The organism is Paraprevotella xylaniphila YIT 11841 (genome assembly GCF_000205165.1).
Lineage (GTDB): Bacteria > Bacteroidota > Bacteroidia > Bacteroidales > Bacteroidaceae > Paraprevotella > Paraprevotella xylaniphila.
The window spans coordinates 95,600-107,395 of sequence record NZ_GL883841.1 but is presented as its reverse complement, the minus strand read 5'-3'; the positions used below and the strand labels follow the sequence as shown (position 1 = coordinate 107,395).

Annotated in this window: 9 protein-coding genes and 1 pseudogene; 6 read left to right on the top strand and 4 right to left on the bottom strand. The window is 48.8% G+C overall.

From position 1 onward, the window contains the following. Nucleotides 1–88: 88 nt before the first annotated feature. Nucleotides 89–364 (bottom strand): annotated as a pseudogene (locus tag HMPREF9442_RS16975) (IS110 family transposase); the annotation flags it as partial. Nucleotides 365–980: 616 nt separating this feature from the next. On the opposite strand from HMPREF9442_RS16975, the gene HMPREF9442_RS07320 reads away from it, so the two are divergent. The 6 genes from HMPREF9442_RS07320 to leuB all read left to right on the top strand — a co-directional run bounded on the left by HMPREF9442_RS07320 (nt 981) and on the right by leuB (nt 10,248). Further along, nucleotides 981–3,572: a glycosyl hydrolase 115 family protein gene (locus HMPREF9442_RS07320; RefSeq protein WP_172634397.1), complete on the top strand. Its 2,592-nt coding sequence runs from the start codon at nt 981–983 to the stop codon at nt 3,570–3,572. A gap of 501 nt (nt 3,573–4,073) precedes the next feature. Next, complete coding sequence (locus tag HMPREF9442_RS07315; RefSeq protein WP_008623078.1) at nt 4,074–5,576, top strand: 2-isopropylmalate synthase; 1,503 nt, start codon at nt 4,074–4,076, stop codon at nt 5,574–5,576. A gap of 15 nt (nt 5,577–5,591) precedes the next feature. Further along, nucleotides 5,592–6,989: a 3-isopropylmalate dehydratase large subunit gene (leuC, locus tag HMPREF9442_RS07310; RefSeq protein WP_008626933.1), complete on the top strand. Its 1,398-nt coding sequence runs from the start codon at nt 5,592–5,594 to the stop codon at nt 6,987–6,989. A 7-nt stretch (nt 6,990–6,996) separates the two neighbouring features. Continuing rightward, entirely contained in the window at nt 6,997–7,593 is a 597-nt protein-coding gene (gene leuD / locus HMPREF9442_RS07305) for a 3-isopropylmalate dehydratase small subunit (protein WP_008626932.1), read from the top strand. Between the two features lie 5 nt (nt 7,594–7,598). Then, complete coding sequence (locus tag HMPREF9442_RS07300; RefSeq protein ID WP_008626931.1) at nt 7,599–9,155, top strand: hydroxymethylglutaryl-CoA lyase-like TIM-barrel protein; 1,557 nt, start codon at nt 7,599–7,601, stop codon at nt 9,153–9,155. A gap of 31 nt (nt 9,156–9,186) precedes the next feature. Then, nucleotides 9,187–10,248: a 3-isopropylmalate dehydrogenase gene (gene leuB, locus HMPREF9442_RS07295; RefSeq protein WP_008626930.1), complete on the top strand. Its 1,062-nt coding sequence runs from the start codon at nt 9,187–9,189 to the stop codon at nt 10,246–10,248. Between the two features lie 81 nt (nt 10,249–10,329). Here leuB and HMPREF9442_RS07290 read toward each other — a convergent pair whose 3' ends face one another. The 3 genes from HMPREF9442_RS07290 to HMPREF9442_RS16730 all read right to left on the bottom strand — a co-directional run. Beyond that, entirely contained in the window at nt 10,330–10,599 is a 270-nt protein-coding gene (locus tag HMPREF9442_RS07290) for a hypothetical protein (RefSeq protein ID WP_253271058.1), read from the bottom strand. Continuing rightward, nucleotides 10,557–11,216, bottom strand: a complete 660-nt coding sequence (locus HMPREF9442_RS16735) for a hypothetical protein (RefSeq protein ID WP_008626928.1) — start codon at nt 11,214–11,216, stop codon at nt 10,557–10,559. Before HMPREF9442_RS16735 ends, HMPREF9442_RS07290 begins: the two co-directional genes overlap by 43 nt. A gap of 61 nt (nt 11,217–11,277) precedes the next feature. Beyond that, nucleotides 11,278–11,796: beta-1,6-N-acetylglucosaminyltransferase (locus tag HMPREF9442_RS16730; protein WP_008626926.1), on the bottom strand; the 519-nt coding region annotated here is incomplete at its 5' end.

Below are 11,796 nucleotides of genomic sequence, written 5' to 3'. Positions count from 1 at the left end.
AGCCACTGTGTAGAGAGAATGTATTTGGGGTATATTTAGCTCAACGGGTGGAGGTGACGTGGCCCGGCCCATCCGCTTTTTTGATAAAGGCGATGAACTGTGTATCCATCTCATCTGTCTTGGTGGTGATAAGCATTATACGGGCAAAGTTGTTTTATCTTCAGCGGGCTTCTCAAGATTGACGGGTTATCCCGGCCTCTGAAAGCAGGTAAATGAGCAACGCACTGTAATTGTCCATGGCCTTCAGGACACAATGATGTCCTTTGGCAGAAATGGTTTGGACAAACTCGTAGACATCTTTTATGGTGTTCCTGAAAGTTCACATCCTGCTTGTCTTTGGGTAGCGAATAAGCGACGTTAGCATCGTCCAATTATGTCATTGTCTGGATGGTATATTAAGCAATATCTCTACATTGCAGGTCTGCATTATGAATGCGGGGACTAAAAATTCATTGGATTATCTGGCTTCTGGTGTAAAAGTATGGAGAAGAAACATCTTTCACAATCTTTGGCACCAATGAAACATGATTTGGGGATTTTACGGAAGGATGGAGATGATAAGTATTTGCTATCTCTGTTTAAAAGGGGTGGTTATATAATGGTTTGAATGAATACTGTATTATTTTAGTTGGGATAACTGTAGGCTTTGGTCTTTTTTAACTATAATCTGATTTCGTTTTTGAATATGTAACCTGATGTTACATTCTTTCCTTTCTTCTAAACCTACCGGTATATCCTGTTCTTGTCTTATATCCAGATATTTATTTTATAATTCAGTTCTATGTAAGTGAAGAATTTATATGCATTGTTACCTTAATGTATGGAATTGGCTTTTTGCAAGAAAAAGTGGTAGATGTTACATACGCTAAAATATTCGCAATAGTTATTTTATGAAGTTTCTGATTTTTGTTTGTTTCTTTGCAATGGATTTTTTAGGGGAAAATGGCAATATGATTGAAAACAAATAAGATTTTATGGTTATGCGGAAAAGAAGAATGTTAATGGTATTATTGGCGGTGAGTTGGCTGATAGGTTCAGCCTGGGCTATCGACAACAAGGGGATTACTTTTGGGCAGCCTGCCGCTGATTGTTTTACGTTGGTTGAGGGTGGGGAGGTTACTCCGATATTATTGGATGAAAAAGATGACATCGGAGTTGCCATAGCTGCGAAAAACTTACAAGATGATTTCCGTAAGGTGACGGGAATGCAGGCCGAACTTCTCCACTCCGTAAAGGGGAAGCGTTTGATTGTGGTTGGTTCTTTGGAGAGCAGATTTGTCAAGGAACTCGTAAAGACGAAAAAGATAGATATAACTTCATTGGAAGGTAAACGTGAGAAGTATTTGATGAGAGCTGTTTCTCGTCCTTTTGATGGAGTAGACGAGGCATGGGTCGTTATCGGCAGTGATAAGCGGGGAACGATTTATGGCATATATGAACTTTCAGAACAGATAGGGGTGTCTCCCTGGTATGATTGGGCAGATGTGCCTGTGGTGCAGCGTAAGAACCTGTATATTCAGCGTGGTGAATATACGGCCGGCGAACCGGCTGTAAGGTATAGGGGCATATTTCTGAACGATGAAGCCCCTTGCCTTACTGGATGGGTAAAGCATACCTATGGGACCAATTATGGAGACCACCGTTTTTATGCTCGGGTATTTGAGTTGATTCTTCGTTTGCGGGGGAACTTTATGTGGCCGGCCATGTGGTCATGGAACTTCTATGCAGATGATCCCGAAAACAGCAGGACCGCCCGTGACATGGGGATCATCATGGGAACTTCGCATCATGAACCGATGGCACGCAACCATCAGGAATGGGCGCGTAAACGTAGGCAGTACGGGGTATGGGATTATGCGACGAACCAAAAGGTGCTTGATCGTTTTTTCCGTGAAGGAATAGAGCGTGCGAAAGATACTGAAGATTTGATAACTATCGGTATGCGTGGAGATGGTGATGCCCCGATGGGAGGAAAGGAAGGGGCAGACCACGAGTATGTCAACCGTGACGAATATAATATGAACTTGCTTGAGAAGGTAATTAAAAATCAGCGTAAAATCATTAGGGATGTGACTGGCAGACCTGCTGATGAACGGCCGCAAGTGTGGGCCATATATAAAGAGGTACAGCGTTTTTATGACATGGGCCTGCGTGTACCCGATGATGTGATAATGTTGCTTTGCGATGATAACTGGGGAAATGTGCGTCGTCTGCCCAATGCGGAAGAACGCAAACGTCCCGGAGGATGGGGCATGTATTATCATGTGGATTATGTCGGTGCACCGAGAAATTCAAAATGGTTGAATGTGACTCCCATACAGAACATGTGGGAGCAGTTGCAGTTGACGTATGATTACGGTGTGGATAAATTATGGATTCTTAATGTAGGGGATTTGAAACCCATGGAGTATCCCATTACTTTGTTCTTGGATATGGCTTGGAACCCGAAACGGTATACGGCAGATAACCTGTTGGAGCATCCGCGTGGTTTTTGTGCCCGACAGTTTGGAGAAGAACAGGCAGATGAAGCTGCGCGTATTCTCAACCTTTATAGCAAATACAATGGGCGTGTGACTCCGGAAATGTTGGATTGCCATACTTATAATATAGAAACCGGCGAGTGGAAACAGGTGGCTGATGAATACCGTAAGTTGGAGGCCGATGCGCTTCGCCAATATCTGTCTTTGCCGCAGGAATATCATGATGCCTACAAGCAGTTGATCCTTTTTCCGGTGCAAGCCATGGCTAATCTTTATGAGATGTATTATGCGCAAGCTATGAACCATAAGTTATATGAGGAGAACAATCCGCAAGCTAACGTTTGGGCGGATAAGGTGGCACAGGCCTTTAAGTTCGATTCTTTGTTATGTGATGACTATAACAATGTGATGTCGGGTGGGAAATGGAAAAACATGATGGTGCAGAAACATATAGGATATACTTCGTGGAATGATAACTTTCGTGCTGATATTATGCCTAAGGTTTTCCGGATAGAGAATCCCGAACAGCAAAAAGGTGGCTATGTTTTTACGGGCAAGTACGGCGTGGTGTCTATGGAAGCCGAGCATTATTTTGAGGCAAAGCCTGCCGCAACAGCAGATTGGACGGCCATACCTTATTTGGGGCGTACTCTGAGTGGTGTAGCTTTGATGCCTTATACAGAAGGGGTGGAAGGGGCATCGCTTACTTATAAGATGGCCATTCCGGAGAACGTCTCGGAAGTCAACGTACATGTCGTTGTCAAGTCTACGCTGGCTTTTCATGATGTAAAAGGACACGAGTATTCCGTCGGTTTCGAAGGTGGTAAAGAGACGGTGGTCAATTTCAATGCCAATTTGAACGAGGAGCCGGAAAATGTGTATAATGTGTTTTACCCTACGGTAGCTCGTAGGGTTGTGGAGAAGGTTGTGAAACTTGCCGTTCCTCCATCTGCGGACGGGATGCAGTTGCTTATCTTGAAACCTTTAGATCCGGGAATTGTATTCGAGAAAATAGTAGTGGATTGCGGCGGATACCAAAAGAGCTATCTCTTTATGGATGAGTCACCGTGCAAGAGGGATTTGCGTAAGTAAAGTCATGGTGTATACGGAAGGATTACTGTTATAGAGTGTCCTTCCGTATATATTACTGTTGAACCTGTTGGGAATTTCCCTTTTTAAGGTTGGAGTTGAATGGTTTTTGATTACGGTTACCTGTAAGAATGCCGAAGGAAATTTTGTGTGTGAAAATAGTTTTTTGAGGTAAAAACGGGAACAGGTTCAACAATATAGATAGGTTAATGGTGAAGAATCTTGTTTCAGGTCTTTTTTAATGATAATATAATAGTTTAATAATGCTTTTCCTTTTAATTTATTTGTTCGGGTTGATAATTTCTTTTATCTTTGCAGTCGAATAATGAAAAAGGAAGAAGTAATGGGTACAACGATTACATTATTGGCCATGTTGGATATTCGACTGCGTTTTGCGGTGGGAAGTGTGGTCTGTGCGTAGTTGTAGTGTGTAAAAAATACAAGGCCTTTCCCACTTCCCGGTGAGAAAGGCTTATTTTTTAGTAGATTATAAAACGGAAAGATATGAGCGACAGATTATTTATTTTTGATACGACCTTACGCGACGGGGAACAAGTTCCCGGCTGCCAGTTGAACACGGTAGAGAAAATTCAGGTGGCACGCCAGTTGGAGGCACTTGGAGTGGACGTGATAGAGGCCGGTTTCCCGGTATCCAGTCCCGGCGATTTCAATTCGGTGATAGAAATTTCGAAGGCGGTGACGTGGCCTACGATTTGTGCGTTGACCCGTGCGGTGCAGAAAGATATCGATGTGGCAGCCGAGGCTCTGCAGGCTGCCAAACACAAGCGGATACATACCGGCATAGGGACTTCGGATTCCCATATTAAATATAAGTTCAATTCCAACCGTGAGGAAATCATTGAACGTGCCGTGGCAGCCGTGAAGTATGCCAAACGCTACGTGGAGGACGTGGAGTTCTATGCCGAGGATGCGGGGCGTACGGACAATGAATATCTGGCCCGTGTGGTAGATGCCGTGGTAAAGGCCGGTGCGACGGTGGTGAACATTCCCGACACTACGGGATATTGCCTGCCTCAGGAGTTCGGGGCCAAAATCAAATATCTGATGGAACATGTGGACGGTCTTTCGGCCGGCAAGGCTATCTTGTCCACACATTGCCATAACGATTTGGGTATGGCTACGGCCAATACGATTGCGGGAATCATGAACGGTGCCCGCCAGGCGGAAGTCACCATTAACGGCATTGGTGAACGTGCGGGGAATACCTCTCTCGAAGAAGTGGCCATGATTCTTAAATGCCATAAAGGAATAGGTATTGATACCAATATCAACACCCAAAAGATATATCCTACGAGCCGTTTGGTGTCTAGCCTGATGAACATGCCGGTACAGCCCAACAAAGCCATCGTGGGACGTAATGCCTTCGCCCATTCTAGCGGAATTCATCAGGACGGTGTGCTGAAGAATGTGCAGACCTACGAAATCATGGATCCCAAGGATGTGGGTATTGATGACAATGCCATCGTTTTGACCGCACGTAGCGGACGGGCGGCTTTGAAACACCGTTTGAGCGTGTTGGGCGTGGAAATGGAGGGCGAACGTCTCGACGTGACTTATCAGGAATTCCTGAAGTTGGCCGACAAGAAGAAAGAAGTGAACGACGACGATATCCTGATGTTGGCCGGTGCCGACCGTGCTGCCGCCCATGCCGTGAAACTCGACTATTTGCAAGTCACTACGGGAATGGGTGTCAAGTCTGTGGCTTGTATCGGATTGGACATCGCCGGTGAGAAGTTCGAAGCCTCGGCCAGCGGAAATGGTCCTGTGGATGCCGCCATATCGGCATTGAAGAACATCATCAAACGTCAGATGGTGCTGAAAGAATTCACCATACAGGCCATCAGCAAAGGGTCGGACGATGTGGGCAAGGTGCACATGCAAGTGGAATACGACGGGCATGTGTATTATGGTTTCGGAGCCAATACCGATATCGTGACGGCTTCCGTGGAAGCTTATATTGATTGTATCAACAAATTTAAAAAATAAATATCCAAGACGACAATGGCAAATACTCTGTTTGACAAAATTTGGGATAAACACGTCGTACAGTACGTGGAAGACGGGCCGCAACAACTGTACATCGACAGGCTTTACTGTCATGAGGTGACCAGCCCGCAGGCTTTCGCCGGCATGCGTGCCCGAGGCTTGAAATGTTTCCGTCCCGACCACATTTATTGTATGCCGGACCATAATACTCCGACGCACGACCAAGATAAGCCGATAGAGGACCCTGTCAGCAAAACACAGGTGGACACGTTGGCCAAGAATGCGGCCGACTTCGGTTTGACCCACTTCGGCATGATGAACCCGAAGAACGGTATCATCCATGTGGTGGGGCCGGAGCGCGGCCTCTCGTTGCCCGGTATGACGATTGTGTGCGGCGATTCCCACACGTCTACACATGGAGCCATGGGAGCCGTGGCTTTCGGCATCGGAACGTCCGAAGTGGAGATGGTGATGGCATCCCAGTGCATCCTGCAGCAAAAGCCCAAATCCATGCGCATTAATGTGGAAGGCGAATTAGGGAAGGGAGTGACAGCCAAAGACGTGGCGCTTTATCTGATGTCGCAGTTGACGACTTCGGGGGCTACCGGTTATTTTGTGGAATATGCCGGTTCCGTAGTACGTAATTTGTCCATGGAAGGACGTTTGACGCTGTGTAACCTTTCTATTGAAATGGGTGCCCGTGGCGGCTTCATTGCTCCGGACGAGGTGACTTTCGAGTACATCAAAGGGCGCGAATATGCTCCGAAGGGCGAAGCCTGGGACAAAGCCGTGGCCTATTGGAAGACCTTGAAGAGTGGGGAAGATGCCGTGTTCGACAAAGAACTGACCTTCAATGCGGCAGAAATTGAACCCCGTATCACATACGGGACGAATCCGGGTATGGGCATCGGCATTACGGAAAGTGTACCGGCGATAGGCACGGTGCCTGAAGCCGGGCGTGTGTCATACCTGAAGTCCTTGGATTATATGGGTTTCCAACCGGGCGAGAAGCTGTTGGGCAAACCGGTGGATTATGTATTCCTCGGGGCATGTACCAACGGGCGCATCGAGGATTTCCGCGCTTTTGCTTCCATTGTGAAGGGACGTAAGAAGGCAGACCGTGTGGTGGCGTGGTTGGTGCCCGGTTCATGGATGGTGGCCGACCAGATTAAGGCCGAAGGTTTGGACAAGGTGTTTGAGGAGGCAGGCTTTGCGCTCCGTCAGCCCGGCTGTTCGGCCTGTTTGGCCATGAATGACGACAAGATTCCGGCAGGGAAATTGTCCGTGTCCACTTCCAACCGTAATTTTGAAGGACGTCAAGGTCCCGGTGCGCGTACGGTTTTGGCCAGTCCGTTGGTGGCCGCAGCCGCAGCCGTGACAGGAGTGATAACCGATCCGCGAACATTAATGTAATAGAGCTATGAAACAGAAATTCAATATCATAACAAGTACATGTGTGCCTCTTCCTTTGGAGAATGTGGATACCGACCAGATTATTCCGGCACGTTTCTTGAAAGCCACGACAAGAGAAGAGAGCTTTTTCGGTGAGAACCTGTTCCGTGACTGGCGTTACAATGCCGATGGGACGGTGAACAAGGATTTTGTATTGAATAACCCTACTTACGGGGGAGAGATTCTTGTGGCCGGGAAGAATTTCGGTAGCGGTTCCAGTCGCGAACATGCGGCTTGGGCAATAGCCGGTTACGGTTTCCGGGTCGTTATCAGCAGTTTCTTTGCCGACATCCACAAGAACAACGAATTGAACAATTTTGTGTTGCCTGTGGTGGTCAGCGAGGACTTCCTGGCCGAATTGTTTGCTTCCATCGAAGCCGACCCGAAGATGCAGGTAGAGGTGGATTTGCCGAACCAGACAGTGACCAATAAGGCCACGGGGCATAGTGAGAAGTTTGAAATCAACGGGTATAAGAAATATTGTTTGATGAATGCGCTCGACGACATCGACTTCCTGTTGGAAAACAAAGGAAAGATAGAGGATTGGGAGCGTCGTAACGCCTGATAAGGATGGAAGCGAATCCTGTGAAGATAGAAATCATGGACACGACCTTGCGCGACGGGGAACAGACCAGTGGCGTAAGTTTCGTGCCGCATGAAAAGTTGATGATAGCCCGTGCGCTGTTGCAGGACCTGAACGTGGATCGCATAGAAGTGGCTTCGGCCCGGGTATCCGAGGGGGAGGTGGATGCGGTGCGTAGCATTTGCCAGTGGGCGCGCCAGACCGGGCGGCTCCACCGGGTGGAAGTTTTGGGGTTTGTGGACGGACACGCTTCTTTGGATTGGATTCATGCTTGTGGGTGTAAGAACATCAATTTGTTGTGCAAGGGTTCGGAGAACCATTGCACGAACCAGTTGAAGAAAACGTTGGAGCAGCACGTGGCCGACATCCGTCGTTCTTTGGATTATGCCGAAGAACTGGGCATTGCCGTAAACGTCTATCTGGAAGACTGGAGCAACGGCATGAAGCATTCGCCGGACTATGTCTTTGCATTGATGGATGCTTTGAAAGATACGAAAATCCGGCGTTTCATGTTGCCGGATACGTTGGGCATCCTGAATCCATTGGATTTGTTGGGTTACATCCGCAAGATGGTGAAACGCTATCCGGGCGTGCATTTCGACTTCCATGCCCATAACGATTACGACTTGGCCATTTCCAATGTGCTGGCTGCCGTGTTGGGCGGTTGCCGGGGTATCCATACCTCGGTCAACGGCTTGGGCGAACGGGCCGGGAATGCCCCGTTGGCCAGTGTGCAGGCGATATTGAAAGACCAGTTCAATGCACAGACAGGCATCGACGAGAGCCGGTTGAACGAAGTGAGCCGGATGGTGGAAAGCTATTCCGGCATCCCTATCCCGCCCAACCGTCCGATTACGGGCGAGAGTGTGTTTACGCAGGTGGCCGGTGTGCATGCCGACGGGGACAACAAGGCCAACCTTTATTGCAACGACCTTTTGCCCGAGCGTTTCGGCCGTAAGCGGGAGTATGCCTTGGGCAAGAACAGTGGGAAGGCCAATATCCTCAAGAACTTGGAGGAATTGGGTTTGGAATTGTCGCCCGAACAGACCCGCAAAGTGACGGAACGTATCATTGAGTTGGGCGACAAGAAAGAGTTGGTGACACAGGAGGATTTGCCTTACATCGTGTCAGATGTGCTGAAACATGATACGGTGGAGGAGCATGTCCGTTTGTTGAGTTATATGGTCACCACAGCCTACGGCTTGAAACCGATGGCACAGGTGAAGCTGGAAATCAACGGGGAGGCTTATGAAGAGAATGCTTCCGGCGACGGCCAGTTCGATGCTTTCATGCGTGCTGCCCGTCATATCTATAAGAACCGCCTTTCGCGGAAGTTCCCGTGGCTGGCCAATTACAGTGTGAGTATTCCGCCGGGTGGGCGGACGGATGCTTTGGTACAGGCTGTCATTACATGGAACTGGAACGGGAAGGTATATCGTACGCGCGGTCTGGATGCCGACCAGACGGAAGCAGCCATCAAGGCCACGGTGAAGTTGCTGAACCTCATCGAGGGAGATTATAAGGACGTGGAGAGTCATGTTTGATGATTGAAATAACGAATATAAACTGAATATTATGGATTTAAAGATTGCCGTATTGCCGGGTGACGGCATAGGCCCCGAGATTTCGGAACAAGGAGTTGCAGTGATGAATGCCGTATGCGAGAAGTTCGGCCATCACGTAAGTTACCAATATGCACTTTGCGGCGCGGAAGCCATCGACAAAGTGGGTGACCCGTTTCCCGAAGAAACGTTTAAAGTCTGCATGGATGCCGATGCCGTATTGTTTTCGGCCGTGGGAGACCCTAAGTTTGACAATGACCCCACGGCCAAGGTACGTCCCGAACAAGGACTTCTGGCCATGCGCAAGAAGTTAGGCTTGTTTGCCAATATCCGTCCGGTGGAGACTTTTGATTGCCTGATTCACAAGTCGCCGTTGAAGGACGAATTGGTGCGCGGTGCCGACTTCATTTGTATCCGCGAACTGACCGGCGGCATGTATTTCGGAGAGAAGTACCAAGATGATGAAAAGGCATACGACACGAACGCTTATACGCGTCCGGAAATCGAACGTATCCTTCGCGTGGCGTACGAATATGCGATGCGCCGCCGCAAGCACCTGACGGTGGTGGACAAGGCCAACGTGTTGGCATCGAGCCGGCTGTGGCGTCAGGTGGCCAAGGAGATGGCTCCGCAGTATCCTGAAGTGGAGACCGATTATATGTTCGTGGACAATGCCGCCATGCGCATGATTCAAGACCCGCGTTTCTTTGACGTGATGGTGACGGAGAATACTTTCGGCGACATCCTGACCGACGAAGGCTCTTGCATTACCGGTTCCATGGGCTTGTTGCCGTCGGCTTCCACGGGTGAGCATACGCCAGTGTTCGAACCTATCCATGGTTCTTGGCCGCAAGCCAAGGGGCAGAACATCGCCAATCCTTTGGCCCAGATTCTTTCCGTGGCCATGCTGTTCGAGTACTTTGATTTGAAGGAAGAAGGCGCATTGATTCGCAAGGCTGTGAATGCTTCTTTGGATGCCAATGTACGTACGCCGGAAATTCAGGTAGAAGGCGGGGAGCGTTACGGGACGACGGAAGTAGGGCAGTGGATTGTGGATTATATCAAGAATGCCTGACAGTATATGTAGAAAGGAGCAGCCAATGTGTCATTCTGTGGCACGTGGGCTGCTCCTTTCTTTATGGGATATCACAGTTTCTTAGTAGTCGATGAGTGGCAGGTTTTGCCGGGTGAGCACACAGCAGTCTTTCCTTTTTAAAACGACGTGCAGCCTGGCCGTCATATACTTTTCTACGGTATAACCTTCCTTTTCAAAATGTGGGATGATGTCTCCGTCCGTCATGTTCCTATGGGGGAGGGTGGCCAAGGAGTCCGTTACGTTCCAACTTAACAGGATGAAATGCGACGACAGTCGTGCGAGGTTACCTATGGCCGTGGATACCGATTCCTCCGGGATATACGGGAGCACGTCCTTGCATACCACGATGTCAAAGGGGGTAGGGATGTCCAGTTCTTCCGTGAGGTCTGCCACTTCGCAGGCAGCCTCCCCTTCGGGCAGGAGCATACCCGACAAATCCGGAGTGTGGGGATTCGCGTCATATCCGGCAAACGCAAGTCCGCGGCTTCTCCATTGCGATACGTAATAACTGGCACCGCACCCATGTCTATTCCCGTCCTTGCCCCTATGTCCCACCACATTTGCGTGACGAAATCGCAAAACTTCTTGTCATGCCCGTATTTCAGGAAACCGTCATACCTCCAACCTCCGGTAGGCATCAGACGAATATCCTTATCTTGTAACAGATACCGGTCTATCCTGTCCAATAGCACCGTACTGCATGGCAGCTCGATTTTTCGTGCGAAAAGGTATTCGTCTTCCAAAAGGTAATGGAAGTGTTCGCATCCCAAATTGGCCGACCGGTTGCCGTTTTCATGTTTCCAACGGATAAAACGGTGGTTCCAAGGCACGATGTCCTCCTTGTTCATCAGATTGACCAGTACGGTGGCCACATAACATTCCTCCGGCACGAAAGTCATCCACATCCGGCCATAAAGCGAGGGGAAGCGGTCGGTATAGTCCAACAAGGTGGTGGCAGCCTTTCGGGTAATGGACTACCATTGCGAACTGCCGTACAGATGGTCGAACTCATCGGGAATGGGGCGTTTTGCCCTTTTGGCCTGTTGTTGCCTTACCTGTTCCCTGACCCACCTCGCGCGGATTCCTTTTTCCTGCGGCATAGTCGTATGGATAATAATATTGCAGTCGGCGGAAAGTATTGTCTTCCCAGTTAGGATGCGGCAAATGCAGGTATCCGATGTATTCTTTTCCCGCATTCCGGTCAAAGAACTCCAGGAAATAATCTAACGGACGAGTTGGGTAGTCTTGTCCGCTGATAAGATGGAAGTAATCGGCATCGCTGCGTTGCACAGCCATACGCAACAGGTGCATTTCGCTTTCCAATACGCTTGTGCCGCCCCAGTTCACGTCATATTCACGCGAAACTACTTTCACTTGTTTGTAACTACGCAACTTTTCTTCCTCTTCGCGTGTGACGGATTGCTTTTTGTCTATATGGATGAATACGTCGCAAGCCTTTTCGAAATATCCGGCCAACCTGCATAATTGCCCGATGTTTTTGTGGGCTAAGATTAAAATGGCATGTCT